Origin of the sequence: Sphingomonas sp. SORGH_AS_0950 (assembly GCF_030818415.1) — a bacterium.
Classification (GTDB): Bacteria; Pseudomonadota; Alphaproteobacteria; order Sphingomonadales; family Sphingomonadaceae; genus Sphingomonas.
This window is the reverse complement of record NZ_JAUTAE010000001.1, coordinates 2,188,658-2,210,627: the sequence shown is the minus strand read 5'-3', so window position 1 is coordinate 2,210,627 and position 21,970 is coordinate 2,188,658. Positions and strand designations below refer to the sequence as shown.

The 21,970-nt window shown below is 68.2% G+C and carries 18 protein-coding genes, 1 tRNA gene and 1 other annotated feature; of the genes, 6 read left to right on the top strand and 13 right to left on the bottom strand.

Annotated elements, in window-relative coordinates:
• Positions 1-20: 20 nt before the first annotated feature.
• From QE385_RS09640 to QE385_RS09630, 3 genes are all read left to right on the top strand, one after another.
• Positions 21-692 (top strand): glutathione S-transferase family protein, encoded by a 672-nt coding sequence (locus tag QE385_RS09640; RefSeq protein ID WP_042487586.1) that lies wholly within the window; start codon positions 21-23, stop codon positions 690-692.
• Positions 679-1,038 carry a tRNA-binding protein gene (locus QE385_RS09635; RefSeq protein WP_307101279.1) on the top strand — a complete coding sequence of 120 codons (360 nt, stop codon included), beginning with the start codon at positions 679-681 and terminating at the stop codon, positions 1,036-1,038. The genes QE385_RS09640 and QE385_RS09635 overlap by 14 nt, the downstream gene beginning before the upstream one ends.
• 226 nt (positions 1,039-1,264) lie before the next feature.
• Positions 1,265-2,197, top strand: coding sequence for an alpha/beta hydrolase (locus QE385_RS09630; protein WP_307101277.1), 933 nt, complete (start codon positions 1,265-1,267; stop codon positions 2,195-2,197).
• Between the two features lie 129 nt (positions 2,198-2,326).
• Here QE385_RS09630 and pepN read toward each other — a convergent pair whose 3' ends face one another.
• Complete coding sequence (gene pepN, locus QE385_RS09625) at positions 2,327-4,930, bottom strand: aminopeptidase N (RefSeq protein WP_307104661.1); 2,604 nt, start codon at positions 4,928-4,930, stop codon at positions 2,327-2,329.
• Between the two features lie 138 nt (positions 4,931-5,068).
• Here pepN and QE385_RS09620 point away from each other — a divergent pair, with 138 nt between their 5' ends.
• The gene (locus tag QE385_RS09620; RefSeq protein ID WP_307101275.1) at positions 5,069-6,778 is read left to right on the top strand and encodes a M28 family peptidase; all 1,710 of its coding nucleotides are present in this window, start codon (positions 5,069-5,071) and stop codon (positions 6,776-6,778) included.
• Positions 6,779-6,943: 165 nt separating this feature from the next.
• Positions 6,944-7,783 carry an NAD(P)-dependent oxidoreductase gene (locus tag QE385_RS09615; protein WP_307101273.1) on the top strand — a complete coding sequence of 280 codons (840 nt, stop codon included), beginning with the start codon at positions 6,944-6,946 and terminating at the stop codon, positions 7,781-7,783.
• Here the strand turns inward: QE385_RS09615 and QE385_RS09610 are convergent.
• From QE385_RS09610 to QE385_RS09585, 6 genes are all read right to left on the bottom strand, one after another.
• Positions 7,693-8,613: a DMT family transporter gene (locus QE385_RS09610; protein WP_307101271.1), complete on the bottom strand. Its 921-nt coding sequence runs from the start codon at positions 8,611-8,613 to the stop codon at positions 7,693-7,695. The two genes, QE385_RS09615 and QE385_RS09610, sit on opposite strands and share 91 nt — an antisense overlap.
• Positions 8,610-9,611, bottom strand: a complete 1,002-nt coding sequence (locus tag QE385_RS09605; protein ID WP_307101268.1) for a low specificity L-threonine aldolase — start codon at positions 9,609-9,611, stop codon at positions 8,610-8,612. Before QE385_RS09605 ends, QE385_RS09610 begins: the two co-directional genes overlap by 4 nt.
• A gap of 59 nt (positions 9,612-9,670) precedes the next feature.
• A complete protein-coding gene (locus tag QE385_RS09600) occupies positions 9,671-11,152 on the bottom strand; it encodes a SulP family inorganic anion transporter (protein WP_307101266.1) in 1,482 nt (493 codons plus the stop codon).
• A 73-nt stretch (positions 11,153-11,225) separates the two neighbouring features.
• Positions 11,226-11,281: a sequence feature (sul1 is cis-regulatory element that is thought to sense ions involved in sulfur or methionine metabolism; They are found in Alphaproteobacteria), on the bottom strand.
• 411 nt (positions 11,282-11,692) lie between these two features.
• The gene (locus QE385_RS09595) at positions 11,693-13,804 is read right to left on the bottom strand and encodes a transglycosylase domain-containing protein (RefSeq protein WP_307101264.1); all 2,112 of its coding nucleotides are present in this window, start codon (positions 13,802-13,804) and stop codon (positions 11,693-11,695) included.
• A 73-nt stretch (positions 13,805-13,877) separates the two neighbouring features.
• The gene (locus QE385_RS09590; RefSeq protein ID WP_307101262.1) at positions 13,878-15,170 is read right to left on the bottom strand and encodes a dicarboxylate/amino acid:cation symporter; all 1,293 of its coding nucleotides are present in this window, start codon (positions 15,168-15,170) and stop codon (positions 13,878-13,880) included.
• A gap of 101 nt (positions 15,171-15,271) precedes the next feature.
• Positions 15,272-15,346: transfer RNA gene (locus QE385_RS09585), tRNA-Thr, on the bottom strand.
• 85 nt (positions 15,347-15,431) lie between these two features.
• Here QE385_RS09585 and QE385_RS09580 point away from each other — a divergent pair.
• Positions 15,432-15,590, top strand: coding sequence for a hypothetical protein (locus QE385_RS09580; RefSeq protein ID WP_307101260.1), 159 nt, complete (start codon positions 15,432-15,434; stop codon positions 15,588-15,590).
• 82 nt (positions 15,591-15,672) lie between these two features.
• On the opposite strand, the gene QE385_RS09575 is transcribed toward QE385_RS09580, so the two are convergent.
• From QE385_RS09575 to QE385_RS09550, 6 genes are all read right to left on the bottom strand, one after another.
• A complete protein-coding gene (locus QE385_RS09575; RefSeq protein WP_307101258.1) occupies positions 15,673-16,440 on the bottom strand; it encodes an outer membrane protein in 768 nt (255 codons plus the stop codon).
• A gap of 245 nt (positions 16,441-16,685) precedes the next feature.
• Entirely contained in the window at positions 16,686-17,276 is a 591-nt protein-coding gene (locus tag QE385_RS09570; protein ID WP_307101256.1) for a DUF333 domain-containing protein, read from the bottom strand.
• Between the two features lie 186 nt (positions 17,277-17,462).
• Positions 17,463-19,913 carry a TonB-dependent receptor gene (locus tag QE385_RS09565; protein WP_307101255.1) on the bottom strand — a complete coding sequence of 817 codons (2,451 nt, stop codon included), beginning with the start codon at positions 19,911-19,913 and terminating at the stop codon, positions 17,463-17,465.
• On the bottom strand, positions 19,910-20,866 hold the full coding sequence (locus tag QE385_RS09560; RefSeq protein WP_307101253.1) for a FecR family protein: 957 nt from the start codon (positions 20,864-20,866) through the stop codon (positions 19,910-19,912). Before QE385_RS09560 ends, QE385_RS09565 begins: the two co-directional genes overlap by 4 nt.
• A 37-nt stretch (positions 20,867-20,903) precedes the next feature.
• Positions 20,904-21,554 (bottom strand): RNA polymerase sigma factor, encoded by a 651-nt coding sequence (locus QE385_RS09555; RefSeq protein ID WP_307101251.1) that lies wholly within the window; start codon positions 21,552-21,554, stop codon positions 20,904-20,906.
• 16 nt (positions 21,555-21,570) lie between these two features.
• The gene (locus QE385_RS09550; protein ID WP_307101249.1) at positions 21,571-21,966 is read right to left on the bottom strand and encodes a DUF333 domain-containing protein; all 396 of its coding nucleotides are present in this window, start codon (positions 21,964-21,966) and stop codon (positions 21,571-21,573) included.
• Positions 21,967-21,970: the final 4 nt, after the last annotated feature.

Sequence of the window (21,970 nt, the reverse complement as noted above, 5' to 3'; positions counted from 1 at the left end):
CGGCCGCTTAGATGGGCGGCATGTGGCAACTCTATCAATTCCCGCTCTGTCCCTTTTCGCGCAAGGTCCGGCTGCTGCTGGGCGAGAAGGGCGTCGGATATGAGTTGGTCCGCGAGTCGCCGTGGCAGCGGCGCGACGAGTTCCTCGACATGAACCCCGCCGGGCAGACCCCGGTGATGGTCGACGAGGAGCGCGGCGTGCTGCTGGTTGATTCCATGGCGATCTCGGAATATTTCGAGGAGACGGTCGAGAAGTCGGCGATGATCAACGGCACCGCCGTCGGCCGGGCCGAGATCCGGCGGCTGGTGACGTGGTTCGATACGCATTTCTATCAGGACGTGACCGGCCCGCTGCTCCACGAGCGCATGGTCAAGCGCGTCGCGCGTACCGGCAGCCCGGATGCCAAGGGCCTGCGCGAAGCGATGAAGGCGGCGGTCGGGCATCTCGACTATACCGATTATCTGCTCGACCATCGCAACTGGCTGGGCGGCGCGACGATGAGCCTGGCCGACCTCGCCGCCGCCGCGCAGATCTCGGTCGCCGATTATCTGGGCGGCATCGACTGGAAGGGGCATGAGCAGACCGCGCGCTGGTATCGCGGGCTGAAGAGCCGCCCCTCCTTCCGCCCGCTGCTGTCCGAGCGGATGGAGATGGTCACGCCGCCGTCGCATTACGACAATGTCGACTTCTGACGCGCCCGCACCCCGGATCGGGATCGAGGATTTCCTGGCGGTCGACATCCGCGTCGGCACCGTCATCGCCGCCGAGCCCTTTCCGGAGGCGCGCAAGCCCGCGATCAAGCTGACCATCGACTTCGGTCCCGTCATCGGGGTCAAGCGATCCTCGGCGCAGATCACGCGGCATTACACGCCCGAGACGCTGGTCGGGCGGCAGGTGGCGGCGGTGGTCAATTTTCCGCCGCGCCAGATCGGACCGATGATGTCCGAGGTGCTGACCCTGGGCTTTCCCGATGCGGAGGGGCAGGTGGTGCTGATCGGGCCGGATCAGGCGGTGCCCGATGGGGGGCGGTTGTTCTGAGGGATTGCGGGTGAGGGATTCCCTTGGCCTTCGACTACGCTCAGGCTGAACGGGGTGTGGGGTCTGGGCGTCGGGGACTGGATACGAACAGCCGTTCGGGCTGAGCGAAGTCGAAGCCCACGCCCCACCACTGTTAGCCTTAACATTACCCCTTGCACCCTACGCCCCGAAGCGTACCATCCCTGTCCGACCGTAGGGACATAACCCACGGAGGACAGGAGGGGATATGAAGTCCAATCGCTGGGCCCGCCATGCGCTGGCCGCTTTGCTAACGCTCTCGGTGGCGGCACCCGCCCTCGCGCAGAGCGACAAGATGGTGCCGATCGCCATCCCCGCTCAGCCGGGTGCCATTCCGCTCAACACCGGCCCCTTGCCCGGTGCGAAGAACAAGGAAAGCTGGCACAGCCAATATGACAGCGTCTTCGCACGCAACGTGACGCAAGCGACGCTGACCCCCTTCCTGCCCGATCCCGCCAAGGCGACCGGCGCGGCGGTGATCGTCGCGCCCGGTGGCGGCTTCCGCACGCTGTCGATGCAGAATGAGGGCTGGGACGTCGCCAAGGCGCTGGCCGATCGCGGCATCGCCGCCTTCGTCCTGAAATACCGGCTGAACCAGACACCCGCCGATATGGGCGAATTCGAAAAGTCGATGGCGGCGATGTTCTCCAGCGTGGCGCGACCCGCCGCGCGGCCCAGTCCCGAAGAGGCGCTGAAGGGCCTGGCCCCCCAGATCGCCGACTCGCGCGCCGCCTTCGCCCTGGTCCGCCAGCGCGCGAACGAGTGGAAGGTCGACCCCAACCGGATCGGCATGGTCGGCTTTTCGGCTGGTGCGATGCTGACGGTCGCGACGGTGCTGGACGGACAGGCCAGGCCCGCCTTTGTCGGCGACATCTATGGCCCGCTCCAGCCGATGACGGTCCCGGCCGATGCGCCGCCGATGTTCGCCGCGATCGCCGCCGACGATCCGCTGTTCGCGGGCAAGGGCTTCGGCCTGATCGACCAGTGGCTGGCGGCGAAGAAGCCGGTCGAGTTCCACCTCTATGGCCAGGGCGGGCACGGCTTCGGCATGTATCCGAAGAAGACGACCAGCACCGGCTGGTTCGACGCCTTCTACCGGTGGATCGTGATGGAAGGATTTTTGAAGGCAAAGACGCAATAAATTCCTCCCCTGCAAGGGGAGGTGGCAGTCCAAAGGACTGACGGAGGGGTGTCCCCGCCAGCGAGCATGCCCCTCCACCACCGCTTCGCGGCGGTCCCCCTCCCCAAGCACAGCTTGGGAAGGCTGGGATCACTCGATGCTCTTCGACGCCTGCTCGAACAGATCCTTCGACAGCCCCGGCGTGGCGATGATCCGCATCAGCTCGGCGCGCATCAGGGCGGAGCGTTTCGCGTCGAACCGCCGCCAGCGGCCCAGCGGCGGCAACAGCTTGGCCGCCGTTTGCGGGTTGAGCCGGTCGAGCGCGATCAGCTGGTCGGCCAGGAAGCGATAGCCCGAACCGTCCGCCGCGTTGAGCGCACGCTGGTTCATCCCGAACGCCCCGACCAGCGCGCGGGCGCGGTTGGGGTTGGCGAGCGTGAAGTCGGGATGCCCGGCCAGCCGCTCGACGATCGCGCCTGTGTCGCTGCGCGACGACAGCGCCTGGGTCTGGAACCATTTGTCCAGGACCAGCGGATTGTCGGCATAGCGCGCGTGGAACTGCGCCAGCGCCGCCTCGCGCTCGGGGGCGTCGGAATTGACCAAAGTGGTCAGCGCCGCCTGCCGGTCGGTCATGTTGTCCGCCCCCTCGAACTGCGCGAAGGCGAGCGCGGCGGCATCCTCCGCACCGCTCGCCGCGATATAGCCGAGCGCGACATTGCGCAGCCGACGCCGCCCCTTGGCCTCGGGCGAATAGACATAGGCATCCTGCGCCAGCTCGGCATGGAGCCGCCGCCATTCGGGCTCCAGCGCCTGCCCCAGACGACGGCGAAGCGCCTCGCGCGCGGCATGGATCGCGTCGGGATCGACCGTCGCCAGCTGGTCGCCGATGAAATTCTCGGACGGCAGCAGCACGGCCTCGGCCAGGAAGGCGGGCTCCAGCCCCTCGGCCGCCAGCGTGCGGGTCACCGCGTCGACCACGGCCTCGGCCCGCACCTCGCCATGGATCGTGCCCGCGACCAGCGTGTCGAGCATCAGCTGCTGCATCGCCTCATAGCGGGCGAAGGGGTCGTCGTCATGCGCCGACAGGAAGGCGAGATCCTCCGCCGTCCGGTCGCTCTCGACCACCACGGGGGCGGAAAAGCCGCGATTGATCGACAGGACGGGCCGCTCGGTCACCGCCTCGAAGGTGATCGTCTCGGCCACCTGGTCGAGCAGGATCAGCCGCTCGTCGGTCAGCGGGCGGCCCGTCTCCGCGCCGAACAGCCGGACCTTGAGCGGCAGGACCATCGGCTGCTTGACGGCCTGCCCCGGCGTGGCGGGTACGTGCTGGGCCAGACGCAGCGTTGCGCGGCCGCCGCCGGGTTCGTGCGAGAGGCCCGCCGAGACCCGCGGGGTTCCCGCCTGGCTATACCAGAGGCGGAATTGCGACAGGTCGACGCCGCCCGCCTCCTCCATGCAGGCGACGAAATCCTCGCACGTCGCCGCCGTCCCGTCGAAGCGGGTGAAGTACAGGTCGGTCGCGGCGCGGAATTTCACCGGGCCCAGCATCGTCGCCATCATGCGGATCAGCTCGGCACCCTTGTTGTAGATGGTGGCCGTGTAGAAATTGCTGATCTCGATATAGCTTTCGGGGCGCACCGGATGGGCGAGCGGCCCCGAATCCTCGGGGAACTGGCTGGCGCGAAGCCCCCGCACATCCTCGATCCGCTTGACCGCCGCCGATCCCTGGTCGGCGGAGAAACACTGGTCGCGATAGACGGTGAAGCCTTCCTTGAGGCTCAGCTGGAACCAGTCGCGGCAGGTGATCCGGTTGCCCGACCAGTTGTGGAAATATTCATGCGCGACGACGGCGGCGATCGCGTCATAGTCGTAATCGGTCGCGGTGTCGGGATCGGCGAGGATGTAGCGGCTGTTGAAGATGTTCAGCCCCTTATTCTCCATCGCGCCGAAGTTGAAATCGTCGACCGCGACGATGTTGAACACGTCCAGGTCATATTCGCGGCCATAGACCCGCTCGTCCCAGGCCATGGACAGCTTCAGCGCGTGGAGCGCATGGGTGGTCTTGGGCAGGTCGGCGGCGCGGACCCAGATGCCTAAGCGCACCTCGCGCCCGCTCATGGTGGTGAAGGTCGCGGCGTTGACCGCCAGATCGCCCGCCACCAGCGCGAAGAGATAGGAGGGCTTGGGGAAGGGATCGTGCCACTCCGCCCAATGGGTGCCGTCGTCATTCTCGCCGCTGGCCACCGGATCGCCATTGGCGAGCAGCACCGGATAGCGCCCCCGGTCGGCGGTCATCCGCACCCGGTAGACGCTCAGGACATCGGGCCGGTCGGGGAAGAAGGTGATGCGGCGAAACCCCTCCGCCTCGCACTGGGTGCACAGATTCCCGCCCGAGGCATAAAGACCCATCAACTGGGTATTGTGGTCGGGCGCGATCACCACCTCGGTCTCGACTTCATGGGCATCGCCGGGCAGCGGGACGACCAGCTGTTCGCCCTCGATCCGCCAGTCGGTGACGGCCACGCCGTCGACCTTGACCGACAGCGGCACCTGCCCCGCGCCGTCCAGCCGCAGCGGCTCGTCATGCGCGCCGTCGCGCACCACCGACAGGGTCGCGCGGACCAGGGTTTCGGCGGGGTCGAGCGCGAAGTCGAGCCGCGTCTCGGGCACGCGCCAGGCGGGGGGCGCATAATCCTCGCGCCGGATGGCGGCCGGGGTCATGCTGGGCTGGGCGGCGCTACGCTGGATGTCCATGACGGGAATATAGCCACGGCCACCGCATTGGACCACCATCGGCCGTACCCGAAAAAGCACAGGCCCGCGCCGTGGCCGGGGTTGATCGGGCGATGCGGCCTGTTACGCCTGTGTCATACTTCTCTGGAAAGGTTCTGCATGTCGCGTTCGACGGCCCTTTTGCCGCTGCTTCTCCTGTCCACCGCCGCTGTCGCTCACGACCATGACCATCTGCACCTCCAGGCGGCCGCCCCGACCGCCTCGGCACCGGCGGCGCAGCGCAGCGCGGCCGAGCGCAATGCCGTCATCACCGCACCGCTGCCCGAGGATCAGGCCGCGATGAAGGCGCATGTCCTGTTCCTGGCGTCCGACGCGATGGCGGGGCGAGAAGCGGGGACGCGCGACTATGACATCGCCGCGCAATATGTGGCGGCGCAATTCTATGCGGCGGGGCTGCGGCCCGGCGGCGACCAGGGCGGCTATCTGCAAAAGGTGCCGCTGGTCGCGTACAATGTCGCCGACAAGGGCAGCGCGCTGTGGACGCCGGCGGGCGGCCAGCCGCAGGAGCTGGTCTTCGCCGAGGACTTCGTACCCTCGCCCGTGCCCGACCGGCGCGAGACCAGCGTGTCGGCGCCGGTCGTCTTCGTCGGCTATGGCATTGACGCGGCGCAATATGGGCTGACCGATTACCGGAACGTCGATGTGCGCGGCAAGATCGTCGCCTTCGTCCCCGGCACGCCCGAGGGGCTGGACGGCGAAGCGCGCGCCTTTTTCGGATCGGCGGGCAACAAGGCGTCGCTGGCGGCGGCGAGGGGCGCGGTCGGCGCGATCCAGATCGACATGCCGCGCGCGGGGCCCCGCCAGCGGCCCTTCTCGACGCTGGCGCGCTATTATGATGCGCCGCGCGTGACCTGGGCCAACCTGGACGGCACCGCGCATGCCATGACCCCGTCGACCCCGGTGCTGGGCACCCTGTCGCAGGCGGGCGCGGCCAAGCTGTTCGGCAAGGGGTGGGACGCGGTGATGAAGGCCGCCGCCACGGCGAAGCCCGCCTATAAGCCGCTGACCGCCAGGGGGCAGCTGACGGTGGCGTCCAAGACCCGGTTCAAGCCGATGGACAGCAGCAACGTCATCGGCCTGATCCCCGGCAGCGACCCCAGGCTGAAGGACGAGGTGGTCGTCCTGTCGGCGCATCTCGACCATATCGGCACCAACGAAGGCGGCGATGGCGACCGGATCAACAATGGCGCGCTCGACAATGCGATCGGCATCGCCAGCCTGATCGAGGAGGCCAAGCGGTTCAAGACCGCCGCCACCCCGCCCAAGCGGACCGTGATGTTCCTGGCGGTGACGGCGGAGGAAAAGGGGCTGGTCGGCTCCGACTATTTCGCCAACCACCCGACCGTGCCGCTGAAGTCGATCGTCGCCGACGTCAATCTCGACATGCCGATCCTGACCTACAAGTTCGAGGATATGGTGGTGTTCGGCGCCGACCGATCGACGCTGGGCCCGATCGTGCGCAAGGCGGTGGGGGCGATGGGCCTGCCGGTCGCGCCCGATCCGATGCCCGAGGAGGGGATCTTCGTCCGCTCCGACCATTTCCGCTTCGTGCAGAAGGGCATCCCCTCGGTCTTCCTGTGGCCGGGGCAGGCGGGGCCGGGCAAGGCGGCGGTCGAGGATTTCATGAGCCACCGCTATCACCGCCCCGGCGACGAGGTGGACCAGGGCATCGACTGGAGCCAGGGGCCGCGCTTCGTCAGCGTGAACTATGCCATCGCCCGCGAGATCGCCGATGCGCCCGAGCGGCCGGTGTGGAACAAGGGCGATTATTTCGGCACGCTCTACAAGGGGCCGATGGCGGCGAAGTGAGGGAGTAGGGGGAGTATGGCTTTTGCGGCCAAACTTCCCTCACGCCCGTTCAGCCTGAGCGTAGTCGAAGGCCAAGGGCCGCACCTTGGACGTGCACTTCGACTTCGCTCAGTGCGAACGGAGGTTAGGATAAATGGCGATCACGATGACGGGTGGCATTAAGGCATGAGTCGTCTCTTCGTCTTCGGCATGGGCTATGCCGCCGGTCATCTGGCGGCGCTGCTGGAAGGGCGCGGCTGGTCCGTTTCGGGCACCACCCGCGACGGGCGCGGCGGCACGCTCCGCTTCGACGACCGGGACCGCGTCGAGGCGGGCATCGCCGCCGCCACGCACATCCTGTCCTCCGTCCCACCCGAGGGCGAGCAAGATCCCGTGCTGGCCGCTTATGGCGCGCACCTCGCGAAATCGGACGCCTGGATCGGCTATCTGTCCTCGACCGGCGTGTATGGCGACACCGGCGGCGCATGGGTGGACGAGACCGCGCCGATCGGCTCGGGCCGCCGCGCGGCGCGGGCGGTGGCGGATGCGGACTGGCAGGCGCTGGGCGCGCGGGTGTTTCGTCTGCCCGGCATCTATGGCCCCGGCCGCTCGCCGATCGACCGGGTTCGCGGCGGTCGGGCGCACCGCGTCGGGCTGGCGGGGCAGGTGTTCAGCCGGGTGCATATCGCCGATATCGTATCGGGCGTGATCGCCGGGTTCGACGGCCCGGCGGGGGCCTATAACCTGGCCGACGATTTCCCCTGCGACCAGGATGCCGTCGTCTCCTATGCCGCCACGCTCGCGGGGATGCCGCCGCCGCCGCTGGTCCCGCTGGAGAGCCTGTCGGCGGCGGCGCGGGGTTTCTATGCCGAGAACCGGCGGGTGGCCAATGGCAAGGCGAAGCGGGTGCTGGGCTGGCGGCCCCGCTATCCCGATTACCGGTTGGGCCTGCGGGCCTTGAGCGCGATGACCAGCCCGGCGGCCGTCACCGCCGCCCCCGCGCCCGCCAGCAGCGACCATCGATAGCCCTCGAACACCGTCGACAGGCTCATCGCGATCACCGGCACGATGACGCTGGAATAGGCCGCCTTGGCCGGGCCGATCGCGCGCAGCACGCGGTAATAGAGCGGAAAGGCCAGCGCCGAGGCGAACAGTCCCAGATAGAGGATGCCCAGCACATAGCCGGTTCGCATCTCGAATACCGGCGGGCCGTTCAGGCTATAGGCGATGATCGCGTCGAGCGCCGATCCGATCAGCATCGCGATGCTGAGCGTCGCATGCATCGGGAAACGCTTGGCGGTGTTGGTCGCCTGCATGACATTGGCGGTCGACGCGGACAGGATCGCGATGATGGTCAGCGCGATGCCGGTCAGCGCGCGCGCGGGCCCCGCCGGATCGACCCGCGCCTCGTGCACGAACAGCAGCGCCGCCCCCGCCATCGCTATGCCGGAGCCGACCAGCAGCTGCCGCCCCATGCGCTGCCCCAGGAAGAGGCGCGCAAAGCCCGCATTGGGGATCAGCAGCATCGCGAACACGACCGCAACCAGCCCGGAGGTGATATAGGCTTCCGCCCGGTAGACGAAGTTGAAGTTCAAGACGAACTGGAACACCCCGATCCCGGCAGCGAACAGCCAGCCGGTGGTGCCCAGCCGGAAACTCTCCCGCCGGGCGAGCGCGAAGGCGCCCATGGCGAGCCCGCCGACCAGGAACCGATAGCTAACCGACCAGGTGGCGGGGACGACCGAAATCTGGTCGCGGATCACCAGCCAGGTCGATCCCCAGATCAGCGTGACGATGGCGAAGGGGATCAGGACGGCGGCGCGGGTCGAGCGGGGGGCCGTGTCGAACTCGCTCATAGCCGGGCGATCGCGTCGGCGAGGCGAACGGCCGCCTGCGCATCGGTGTCCCAGGCGGTGACGAGGCGAATCTCACCCTCTGCCCAGTCGTAAAAGTCGAACCCCTGCGCCCGCAGGCTCGCGGCCTCTTCGGGCGTGACGCGCAGGAAGACCTCGTTCGCCTCGACCGGGTGGACCAGCCGCTCGCCCGCCGCGCCGCCCAGCCGCTCGGCACAGGCATTGGCCAGCGCGCCATTGGCGATCCACAAGTCGTTCTCGACCATCGCCAGCACCTGCGCCGCCAGATAGCGGCCCTTGGACATCAACAGCCCGGCACGCTTGCGGCGGCGGCGGGTGACGTCGGCAAGGCCGGGCTTGAAGAAGACCAGCGCCTCGGCACTCATCGCGCCGTTCTTGACGAAGCCGAAGGACAGGGCCTCTACCCCCGACTGCCAGGTCAGCGCGGCGGGCGTGCAGCCCAGCCGCGCCACCGCATTGGCGAAGCGCGCGCCGTCCATGTGGAAGCCGAGGCCCCGTTGCTGGGCCAGCGCACCGATCGCGGCGACCTCGTCGGGGTTGTAGATCCGGCCATATTCGGTGGCGTTGGTGATCGAGACGGCGTGCGGCTGGACCCGGTGGACGTCGTCGGCGATGGCATCGATCACGGTCCGGATCGTGTCGGGGGTCAGCTTGGCCCCCTCGCCATCGGCCAGCATCAGCTTGGCGCCGTGGGTGTAGAATTCGGGCGCGCCGCCCTCGTCATTCTGGATATGCGAGTCGCGGTGGCAGACGACGCCGCCATGCGGCGGGCAGAGCGCGGCCAGCGCCAGGCAATTGGCGGCGGTGCCGGTGGGCACCCACAGCACCTCGACCTGCGTGCCGAACAGCTCGGACAATCGGCCGTCCAGCGCCTTCGACCAGCGGTCGCCGTCATAGGCGGTGTCCATCTGGTCGGCGCTGGCGATGGCCTCCATCACCTTGGGATGGATACGGGCGGCGTTGTCCGAGAAAAAGCGCATGGGACAGGCGTTTGGGGGAGGCGGACCCATGCGTCAACACCGCTCCCCCCGGCCGGGCGTCAGTGCGGCGCGATGCCCAGTTCGACGCCCGTCTTGTCGTGCAGCGCGAAGCGGTCGACCAGGTCGGCGCTCGCCTGGTTATAGCCGATCACCTCGACCCCGGCTCCGTCGCGCCGCAGCCGCGCGACGATCTTGTCGAGCGCGCCGACCCCCGAAATGTCCCAGAAATGCGCCGCCGACACGTCGATCACGACCGCGCGGCCCGGCTCCGCTTGAAAGGCGCGGGTGAAGCGGTCGACCGAGGCGAAGAAGATCTGCCCCGTCACCCGGTAGCGCACGGTGCCCGCATCCTCGATCCGCTCGACCGCGAACAGGCGGCGGACCTTGCCCGCGAAGAAGATGCCCGACAGCAGCACGCCCGCCAGCACCCCCTGCGCCAGATCGCGGGTGGCGACGACCACCGCCACCGTGACCAGCATGACGACCGAGGAGGTCGGCGGGTGGCGGCGCAGGTTGGGGATCGAGTTCCAGCTGAACGTGCCGATCGACACCATGATCATCACCGCGACCAGCGCGGGCATCGGAATCCGCCCCACGACCGGGCCGAGCCCGGCCAGCAGGACCAGCAGCACGACACCGGCGGTCAGCGTCGACAGCCGCTTGCGCCCACCCGAGGTGACGTTGATGACCGACTGGCCGATCATCGCGCAGCCGCCCATGCCGCCGACCAGCGCAGCGGCGATGTTCGCCCCGCCCTGGCCCATGCATTCGCGGCGCTTGTCGCTGTCGCTGTCGGTCATGTCGTCGACGATCTGCGCGGTCAGCAGCGATTCGAGCAGGCCGACCGCCGCCATGGTCAGCGAATAGGGCAGGATGATCCGCAACGTCTCGAAGGTCAGCGGCACGTTGGGGAGGGCGAGGCTGGGCAAGCCTTCGGGCAGGCGGCCCATGTCGCCGACGGTGCGCACCGGCAGGCCCATGGCGATGCTGATCCCGGCCAGCACCAGGATCGCGACCAGCGGCGAGGGGACCGCCTTGGTCACGCGCGGCAAGAGGTAGATGATGGCGAGCCCGCCCGCGACCATCGCATAGCTGTGCCAGGTCACCCCGGTCAGTTGCGGCAGCTGCGCCATGAAGATCAGGATGGCGAGCGCGTTGACGAAGCCGGTGATGACCGAGCGCGACACGAACTGCATCACCAGGTCGAGGCGGAGGACACCGGCGGCAATCTGGATCAGCCCCATCAGGATGGTCGCGGCGAACAGATAGTCGACGCCGTGGTCGCGGACCAGCGGCGTGACCACGACCGCGACGGCGGCGGTCGCGGCGGAGATCATCGCGGGCCGCCCACCGAGGAAGGAAATGACGATCGCGATCGCGACCGAGGCATAGAGGCCGACGCGCGGATCGACGCCCGAGATGATCGAAAAGCCGATCGCCTCGGGAATCAGCGCAAGCGCGACGACCAACCCGGCAAGCACGTCGCGACGCGCCTCGCCGAGGCTCGAGAACCATTGGGTTCGGTAGTTTGTAACAGTCATGGGAAAACCAGGATCAGGCGCATGGCAAGGCCGCTCGGCGGTTCGCGAGCGAAAAGGGAAAAGCCATGCTGTCTGTTGTCCGGCGGATCGGCGGCCGGAATAGCCACCCGGAATTTCACCGGGTCCTTGCGAATGACGCCGTGTTTAACGGGCAAGGGGCGGGCAGGGCAAGCCCTCATGTTCCTTTACCCCGGCAGCTCGCGTATCCGCCTGTCGGGATTAAACGCCGTGGGGCGGACCGACATTGCCCCTCCTTCCCTCTCCCCTGGACAGGGGAGAGGGAAGGAGGCCCTGAATGTCGATCCGCCTCACATTCTATAAGCACCATCCCGGCGAAGGCCGGGATCCAGTCGGGGTAGCGTTGGTATGCCGCGACGACTGCTCGGCAACTGGACCCCGGCCTTCGCCGGGGTGGTGGTTGTCGAACGTCGCAGTCGAAGCGCTGCGATCAAACGCCGAGCCATTCCTCGTCGCGCCGTCACAGTTTCGGCTGAACCATCTCCCGTTCGGGTGAAGCTCCTCCCGCCGGAAGAGCCCCCGTTACTCCTCGCCTTCGCCATCGCGCTCGTCGGGCGGGCGGCGGTCCTCGGGGGGCGGGCCGGCGCGGTCGGGGCGGCGGCGGCCGGGGCCGACGGTGATCGATCCGTCCTCACCGGTTCGCAGGTCCAGCCCCATGCCCTGGATGATGTCCCCGACCGGGTCGCCCTCGATCGGCAGGGTTTCCTCTTCCATGCCGTTGGCGATCGCGTCGGGATCGACCTCCTGCTCGACCACCGGGGCCGCGACCGGTGGAATGTCCAGCGCCGACTGCATGAAGGCGCGCCAGATCCGCGCGGGCACGCCGCCGCCCGACAGGCCGGGATTGGGGGTATTGTCGTCATTGCCGACCCACACGCCCACCACCAGGTCGCGCGCGAAGCCGATGAACAGCGCGTCGCGCGAATCCTGCGTCGTGCCGGTCTTGCCATAGGCATCGACGGTCAGCAGCGCCTGCCGCCCCGTCCCCGTCTTGATCGAGGACGACAGCAGGTCGAGCATCCCGTCATGCACGGCGGACGAGAAGCCCGTCTTGCGGTTGGTGAGCGCCTGATACCAGCCCTTGTCCTTCACATCGCCCAGGCCGCGCGCGACGACCGGATAGCTTTCATTGGCGATGGCGGCATAGGCGGCGGTCAGCTCCAGCAGGCTGACGGTCGAGGTGCCCAGGCCGATCGTCGCCTCGTTGGCGATCGGCGTGGTGATGCCCAGGTCGCGCGCCGCCTTGATCACCGACTTCACGCCCACCGCCTGGGTCAGCCGCGCGGCGGCGACGTTCGACGAGCGGGCAAAGGCCTGGCGCAGCGTAATCTTGCCCAGATAGCGCCCGTCGCTGTTGCGCGGCTTCCAGCCCGCAATGTCGACCGGCTCGTCCTCGATGGTCGAGTCCGGGGTCATGCCCGAACGCAGCGCCGCCAGATAGACGAACAGCTTGAACGCCGAGCCCGGCTGGCGTCGCGCCTGGGTGGCGCGGTTGAACGGGCTCTTGGAATAATCCTTGCCGCCGACCATCGCGACGACGCGGCCATCGGGGCGCATCGCGACCAGTGCGACCTGCGCCTGGTTGAGCCCGGCGCTGCGCACCGTCCGCTCGGCGATCCGCTGGAGCCGGGGATTGAGCGTCGTCTGGACGGTCGCCTCGGTCTTGATCTCGCCCGCCTGGTCGCGTGCCTCGGGCAGCACCCAGTCGGCGAAATAGGTGCCCGAGGGCAGGGTCTCGGGCCGCGAGGCGAGCACGCGCTGCGGCTGGACCGCATCGGCCTCGCGCTTGGTCAGGAAGCCCGCATCCTCCATCGCCGCGACGACCACCGCCTGGCGCGCGCGCGCGCCCTTCAGATTGGTGGTGGGGGCCAGGCGCGAGGGCGCCTTGACCAGCCCGGCCAGCATCGCCGCCTGGCCGATGTTCAGCCGGTCCGGCGTTCGCCCGAAATAATGTTTCGAGGCGGCGGTGATGCCGTACACATTGTCGCCGAAATAGACGTTGGACAGATAGCGCGACAGGATCTCGTCCTTGGTCAGCCACGCCTCCAGCCAGAAGGCGATCATCGCCTCGCGGATCTTGCGGCCCGCCGTCCGGTCGGAATCGAGAAAGGCGTTCTTGGCCAACTGCTGCGTGATGGTCGATCCGCCCTCGCGCACGCCGCCCGATCCGACATTGTGCCACATCGCGCGCAGGATGCCGCGCGGGTCGATGCCCCAGTGCGAGTAGAAGCGCCGGTCCTCGATCGCCATGAACGCCTCGCGCACATGGGCGGGCAGCTTGGCCGCGTCGACGGGCGCGCCGATGATCGCGCCGCGCCGTGCGATCGGGGTGCCGTCATCGGCGGTCAGCGTGATCGACGGCGGCGTCGGCGGCTGGAGCGAGCGCGACAGCGGCGCGGTGACCGCCAGCCAGATGATCGCCAGCACCAGCAGGATGATGCCCACCCCCGTACCGCGCACGATCCACCGGCCCCAGTGGATGCGGCGGCGCTGGCGTTCGGCGGGCGCCTCGTCCTCGTCGGTGCCGAAGGACCAGCTCTGGGTCTCGGCATCGTAGAGCGGATAGTTGGGCCCCACCGGCTCATAGGGGCGATTGATGGGCGTACGGTCGGGATTGAAAGGGTCGGGGCGCATCACAGGGTTCCGGCGGTCTGCCACTCGCGTGTATTACTTTGCCAGAACACCGCGCGCAAGCTCATGGCGCAGTTTACCCCGTTTGCGGCACCTCCGGCAAGCGGTCTGCGGGGGGCGTCTGTTCGATCAGCCCGGCACGATGCGCGACGATCGTCGGGACCAGCGCCTGGCCCGCCACGTTGATCGCGGTCCGCCCCATGTCGAGGATCGGGTCGATCGCCAGCAGCAGCCCCGCGCCCTCCAGCGGCAGGCCCAGAGTCGACAGGGTCAGGGTCAGCATCACGACCGCGCCGGTCAGCCCGGCGGTCGCCGCCGAACCCAGCACCGAGACGAGCACGATCAGCACATAATCGCCGACATGCAGCGGCAGGCCGTAATATTGCGCGACGAACAGTGCCGATATGGCGGGATAGATGGCCGCACAGCCGTCCATCTTGGTCGTCGCGGCAAAGGGCACCGCAAAGGCCGAATAGGCGCGCGGCACGCCCAGCCGCCGCTCCACCGCATCCTCGGTCACGGGCAGGGTGGCGATCGACGAGCGCGAGACGAAGCCCAGCTGGATCGCGGGCCAGGCGGCGGCGAAGAATCGCTTCGGCGACAGCCCGTTGGCCAGCAGCAGCAGCGGATAGACGACGAACAGGACAAGGCCGAGCCCGATATAGACCGCCAGCGCGAAGCTGCCGAGCGCCGAGAGCGACTGCCAGCCATAGCGGACGATGGCATTGCCCAGCAGCGCGCCCGACCCGATCGGGGTCAGCCGGATTACCCAGGACAGGATGCGCCGGAAGATGGCGAGCGCCGAGGCGTTGAACGACAGCAAGCTCTCGCCCTTGTCGCCGACCCGCACCGCCGCGACGCCGATCGCGACCGCCATGACGATGATCTGGAGGATGTTGAACGACAGCCCGGTCTTGAGCGCGCCGCCATCGCCCGCGCTGGTCGAGGCGGACAGGCCCAGGATGTTGGACGGGATCAGCCCGCGCAGGAAGTCGAGCCACGAGCCCGCCGTGTCGGGCCGCACCGCGCTGCCCGCCGCGACTCCGGCGTGCAGGCCGGGTTGCAGGACGGTGCCCAGCGTCAGCCCGATGGTGACCGCGATCAGCGCGGTGATCGCGAACCAGATGAAGGTGGCGGCGACCAGCCGCGCGGCATTGTTCAGGTCACGTAGCGCCGCGATCGAGGCGACGATGGCGGTGAACACCAGCGGGACGACCAGCACCTTGAGCAGCTGGACGAAGCTCTCGCCGATGATCCGCAACGCCTCGGCCAGTCCGGCGACATTCTGCGCGCGCGCGAACAGCCCGAGCAGCAGCCCGACGGCCATGCCGACGAAGACCTGAGCCCCAAAGGAAAAACGAAATTTCATTGGGCCATAGCTAGCGAAGCCGCGAAACGATCCCAACCAAGTTTTGTGATGGGTCCGGAAAGCTGGGGGATCGCCCCGGCCCGGTCACGGGCGGGGGAAAATGGTGCTGCCGGTGAGGATTGAACTCACGACCTCAGCCTTACCAAGGATGCGCTCTACCACTGAGCTACGGCAGCACTCGCGTTTCACCGCGGGAAGCGCGCCTAGAGACGATCCGGCGGGCGTTGTCAAGCGGCCGTTTGCCGGAATATGCATTTTGTCATGACAAAAGACGAACGCGCGGAACGGCTGGCGGCGCAGCTGCGGGAAAATCTGAAACGTCGCAAGGCCCAGGCCAGGGGGCTGGACACCCCCGCCCCCGCCCCCGCCCCCGCCGCCCCGCCGCGCGACACGCCGCCGGAGGAGCGGGGCACCGACTGACGGGGCGCGGATCCGCCATGCAAAAAAAGGCGCCGTCCCGGCCGGAGCAGGGACGGCGCCTTCGCATCGGGTCGGCGTGCGATCAGAACTTCTGGCGCAGGCCGATCATGAGCGAGGTCGACGAGCTCTTCAGCTTATAGTCGGTGGTCGAGCGGCTGAGATCCTGATCGAGCGTCACGCCCTTCATCCGCAGGCCCGACGTCTTCGCATAGCGGCCGAGCACTTCGATCGACGTCATCGGCGCCACGTCATAGCTGACGCCCGCGTCCAGATGCCAGCGGAAGCCCCAGTCGGTGCCGACGATGTCCGCGCTGGGCTTCAGCGTGCCGGGATTGGCGCTGCGCGCTTCGCGATAGGCCGAATATTTGACGCGCGAGGCGCCGATGCCGCCGCCGACGAACGGCTTGAGGGGGCCGTCCTGGATCAGGTCGACATAAGCCGAGACGCCCAGGTCGAACGACTTGGCACGGCCGCCTGCGACATAATTCTTGTCGCCCAGGGCCTTGGGATTGACGCTGGCGGTGTCGTAACCCGCCGTGCCTTCCAGGCGGAACCCGCCAAAGTCGTAACCCAGGCCCAGTTCGCCGGTGAAGCCGGAATTGTTGTCGATATTCTTGGGCAGCGTCGGCGCCGTCTTCGACACGGTCTGGCCCTTGGCCAGCACCCGGTTGGTCTTGACGTCCGAGTCGACCTGCACGCCGGCGCGGGCGACGGCATAGGGGCCGGGTTCGGACTGCTGCGCGGCCGCGGGGGCAACGGCTGCGATGGTGGCAATCATGCTGACGGCCAGGGCCGTCGAATACCGGTACGCACCGAGACGAGCGGCCGCGAACGTGCTAACCAGGGTCATGGAAAATCGTCCTTCGAAATGAATCTTGTTTCGAGTGGGCTGCACCAGTCTGCGTCCCCCTACACTCGCAAGACGACACCATTTCCAATATGCCTTGGGTCCCCGGAAAATTTTTTTGAAAAACTTGGCGGGAGAATTTTCTGCTTGGTCGTTGCTGTCTCGGAACGGCCCATGACGCAACGAAAACGGCCGCGCGTCGAAACGCGCGGCCGCTATTCACAAAGGCTCCTGGCGAGCCTGACCGATTACTGCTCGCGATACAGGCGCCATTCTTCCACGACGCGTCCGTTCGGCAGATGGCAATAGCCCGTCGTGCCGCCCGGTCCCTCGCGCATTTCCAGGCGTCCCTTCTGCTTCAGGCAGTAACCCGATGCCGGATTGGCGAGACCGATGCGATCGCGGCGGGCCGGGGCGGGCTTGCCCTCGTCGCGGCGGTACAGCGCCCAGGCATCGACCGTCTTGCCATTGGGCAGGCGGCACAGCCCCACATCGCCCTGCGGCGTGTGGCGGTCGATGTTGGTGCCGCCGATCTTGTCGCAATAGACCGATGCGGGATTGGCCATGGACGCGTCGTTACGCGGCTTCGGGGCCGGGGGACGCTTCTGGCTTTCGCGGAACAGCTTCCACTCTTCCACAGTCCGGCCGTTGGGCAACCGGCAATAGCCGATCTCGCCCGATGGCGTCTTGCGCGAGAATGAGGTTCCCTTGATCGAGACGCAATATTCCGAGGCGGGATTGGCGATGCCTTGCCTATTGGCCTGCGCCTGGGCGGGAGTCGCAAGCATGGCCGCGCCCGCGGACACCAGGCTGGTCATCAGAAATACTTTGAGCTTCATATATTTGTCCTTCCCAACGAGGCCAGGAATTTTCCCGTCATGGAGATTGTCATTCCGAAGACGGGTTATTCCTTCCTTCGTATTGCCGGTAGCTGAATGAACCGCTCGCCGGTATTCGACGGTCGGCGTTCGAGGCCGGGCAATGGGGATGACGGAGCGGTACGGCCGATACCGTAAAAACAATCGTCAGAAAGCGGCGTCCAGCCCGATGCGGAAGGTCCGGGGGCGCAGCGGTGTGACCTGTCCCTTGCCTGTGAAGAAGGGGGTTCCCAGCGCGAAGCGGTTGCCGCGCGTATCGGTCAGGTTCGTCACGCCCGCCGTCAGGCCGAAGCGATCCCATCCCAGCCGGGCGGTGAGGCCGCTGTCGAGGAAATTGCCCTGCTCCTCACCCAGTTCCGGTCCGACCCCGAGCCGCGAGGTGCCCACATAGCGGGCCCAGCCATCGACCTTCAGCCGCGTGCGATCGGATAGCGCGGCATCATAGGACAGCCCGATGCGCGCGGTGACGTTGGCGATGTTCGGGATGGGCCCCAGCCGCGCCGTCACGCCCCCGCCAGCGCCCCCGCCAGCGCCCCCGCCAGCGCCCCCGCCAGCGCCCGCGCCTGCGCTCACCACGTCGTCGGTCGTGGACGATTTCGGGGTGCGTTCGTTGATGCTGCTGTCGTTGAGCGAGAGCGCGGCGTCGACCCGCAGCCCCTTCGCCACCCGCGCGGAGGCGGTCGTCTCCACCGTCCAGATGTCGCCATTGCCCACATTGGCGGTGGACAAAAGGCCGCCCGCATCGACGAAGTCGGCCTGGATATTGCGCCAGTCGGTATGCGCGACCGTGAGGGAGAAGGCGAATGGACTTCGCCCGGCGTGACCCAGGCGATAGCCCGCCTCGATCGTCGCGACATGATCGCTGTTGAAGCGGCGGACATAGCCGTCGAAGATCGTCAACCCGCCGGGCCGAAACCCCTGCTGATAGCGCAGGAACATCGCGGCATCGGCCCCCACGTCCAGCAGGGCCGAGGCGGAGGGCAGCAGGGACAGCTTCCGTCGCGAGGCCAGCGTCGCCCCTACCTCGGGCCCGCTCTGCACCAGCGTGTCCTCGGCCGCCCCCGTCAGCACCGATCGGTTCACGCGCAAGCCGCCCGTCACCAAAAGGCTCTTCGTCCATCGCGCGCTCGCCTCGCCATAGGCGGTGGCGTCCTGCGCCGCGTTCGACACGCCGGGAAGCTGCTGGCGGTCGCCGAGCGACAGGAAGGCGCGCGACAGCCGCGAGCGATTGTCGGTATAGCTCAGGCCCAGCAGCCAGCCCGATCCGTCGGCATGCGTGACCCAGCCGCGCGTCTCGTTGGCGAACATGCGCGTCCGGTTGGTCTGGAGGAAGACCGTCGGATCGTCGCCCGCCACCGTCGCGTCGTAACGTTCGGTCAGGTCATGTGCGGTGATGCCGGTCGAGGAGCTGAACCGCACCTCTCCGATCCGGCCGTTCAGCACGAACTGGCCCTGACGGAAGTCGCTTCCGAACCCCTCGACGACCCTGGTGTTGCGCGTCAGGGGCACGCCGTTCCAATCCGCATATTGGCTGTCGGCCCCGCGGATACGCTGGCCGATCCCGATCAGTTCGGCGCTCCAATGGTCGGCGATCTTCAGGTGCACGGTGCCGCGCCCGCCCGCGATGCGCGTGGTGTTGACATTGTGGCGACGGAGCAGCGGCTTGTCGATGTAACCGCCTTCCTCGACCGCCGTGGCGACCAGCCTGATGCCCAGCCGATCCGTCACGACCGGCAGGTTGAGCACCCCCTGCGCGTCATATCCCGGCGCGCCATGCTTGGTGGCGGAGGCCCCCACCGCGACCGATCCGCCGGTGCGGTCCAGCTCGACGGGATTGGGAACCAGCCGGATCAGGCCGCCGAGCGAACCGGCACCGTACAGCGTGCCCTGCGGCCCCGCCAGCACCTCGACCGCCGCCAGATCGGCCAGCCGAAGATCGGGGTCGGGGGAATTATAGCCCAGGCGCAGGTCGCCGAAATACTGGCCGACGGTCGCCTGGGTCGGGCCGGTGAAGCTGGAATCGGCGATGCCGCGTATGAACAGCTTGTTGCGCCCGGCCCCCAGATAGGTCGACGCCAGGGTCGACAGGCGAGAGGTCAGCCGCTCCGTCCCTCCGGCGCCGCCGAATTCCAGATCCCGCCCGGAGATCCGCATGATCTGTCCCGCGACATGATCGAGGGGCAGGTCGCGCTTGCTGGCCACCACGACGATATCGGGCGTGGGCGGGGCGGGAGGCGCGGGTGCCGGGGCGGGCGGCCGGGGTCTGGGCGGGGGCGTGCGGCGCGCCGCTGCGCGGCCCGGCACCAGCCGGAAGATCGCGGCATCGATCGGCTCGACCGCGCCGCCGCAGCGCGCGGCGATCAGGCGCAGCGCGGCGAGCACGGTCATCCGTCCGCGCAGCGCGGGCACCGGCTTTCCCCATAGCCGCGCGTCGGTCACCACGACGCTGACGCCGCCCAGCCGCCCCAGCGCCAGCACCTGGCTGCTGACGCTGCCGGCGGGCAGATCGATCGCCAGCGTCGGCGCGGCGGCGGCGGCAGACGTCGCGGTCGCGGTCGTCAACAGCCCGACCGCGACCCACCCGGCGGCCGGCCTCACCGATCGCCGCCCAGCACCCAGGTCTGGCCGTCCGTCCGGACATTCACCGCCAGCAGGCGACCCAGCAGCGCCGGATCGTCGTTCAGCGAGCGGAGATCGACCGTGCCGCTGAACAGCCGATCGGCGACGGAGGCGTCGGCGCGCACGGCATGGCCCATCTGACGGCTGAGATCGCGGGCGACGTCGGACAGGGATGCGCCGTCGAAGGTCACCCGCCCTTCGCGCCAGCCCCCGACATCCTCGGCGCGCTCGCGACGGAAGGAGCGGCCGCCCGTCACCACCACCGCCTGACCGGGATCGAGCCGAAGCCCCGCGCCCTTCGGATCGATCATCACCGCGCCCTCCGCCACCGCGACGCGCGTCCGCTGCGGATCGCGCTTCACGTCGAAGACGGTGCCCAGATCGACCATCGTCGTCTCCCCGGCGGTCACCCGGAAGGGATGCGCCGCGTCATGCCGGACCCGGAACAGCATCTCGCCACGATCCGCGACCGCCACCCGTGCGTTTGCGCGGTCCAGCGTCACGCGCGAGCCGCCCGCCATGATGATCTGGCTGCCATCGGCCAGCGCGATCGCGCGCTGCTCGCCGGGGCGGGTTTCCACCGCATAGGGTTGCGACCGGCCGTTCCAGACCGAGGTGCCGACGACCACGGCCAGCATCGCGGCGACGGCCCCGCCGCCCCAGCGCCAATAGCCACGCCGCGCCGCGCCGGCATCATTGGCGGCGACCGGCACGGGCTGGACGGGCGTGGCTGGGGCGGGGGCCGTGTGGACGGGCAGGGCCGCGACGCGGTCTCGTGCCTCGGCGATGGCCACCGTCGCATCGTCATACCGGTCCGGGTTCCGCGGATCGGCTTCCAGCCATGCGGTCAGCCCGTCCCAATCGTCGAAATCGGGATCGGCGACACGGATGGCCCAATCCAGTGCATGGTCCTCGACCTTCCTGCCGGTCATCGTGCCTTGTCCTCGATCGCGATGGCGTGGGAGATGCTCATCGCAGGTCTTCCTTCAATTCGATCAATGCGCGCGTGGCGATCCGCAGATCCGCCTCCACCGTGCTGAGGCTGACGCCGAGTTCGGTCGCGATCTGTCGTTGCGACACGCCGTCTATCCGGGCGCGGCGGAAGATCGTTTCCCGACGCGCGCCCAGCTTTGCGAGCACCGCCGCCACCCTGGTCACTTCCTGCTGCGCGCCGATCACCCGCTCGCCCGCCGGTTCGCCCGAGGTTTCGCCGTCGCTGCTCAGGTCGTACCAGTCCTGGTCGCGGCGCTCCGCCTGGCGGCGCGCCCGATAGCGGTCGATCATCAACGTATCGGCGGCGCGAAACAGATAGGACATGGGATTGGCGATCGGTCCCGGCGAAAGTGTTGAAATCTTTAGCCAAAGATCATTCACCAGGTCTTCGGCGGAATCGCCCGCACCGCGCGCGACCAGGAACCGGACAAGTTTGTCGCGGTTGGCCAGATAGACTGCTTCGAGCCCGCTTGATGACATCGACACCGACATGATGGGAGTGAATCGTATCGAACTCCTTAGTGACGGATCGTTGAAAAAGGAATTCGCGGCCGTCACCCGCCGCGGAGGCATGCGGGCGGGCGGCGGGGCGTGATCCCCTGCATGGCAAAAGTCCTGCCGCAGCATCGCGGCCCCATGGCGGTTACCGGCCACGGTACAGCGCCCATTCCTCGACCACCGCGCCGCTCGGCAAATGGCAATAACCCGTCTGGCCGTCCGGCGCGTCCACCGTCTCCAGCGTGCCGCCCAGCTCCTCGCAATAGGCGCTGGCGGGGTTGGACATGACCGCGATGCCTGGCCGTGGCCGGGGGAAATGCTGCTCGTCGATGGCGGGGCGATTTGGCTGGCGGCAATAGGGCGTGCCGTCGACAAGGATGCTGACCCCGCCGGTGCGGAGGCACGCCCCGGTCTCGGGCGCCTGTACGCTCACCTGCGGAAAGGCTTCCGCGCTGGTCAGGATCAGCGCCGGTACGCCCGCGCATATCAGCAATCCCGTCGCGACATAGGCCAGTCGATCCATCACATACCCGTCCTTCATCCGC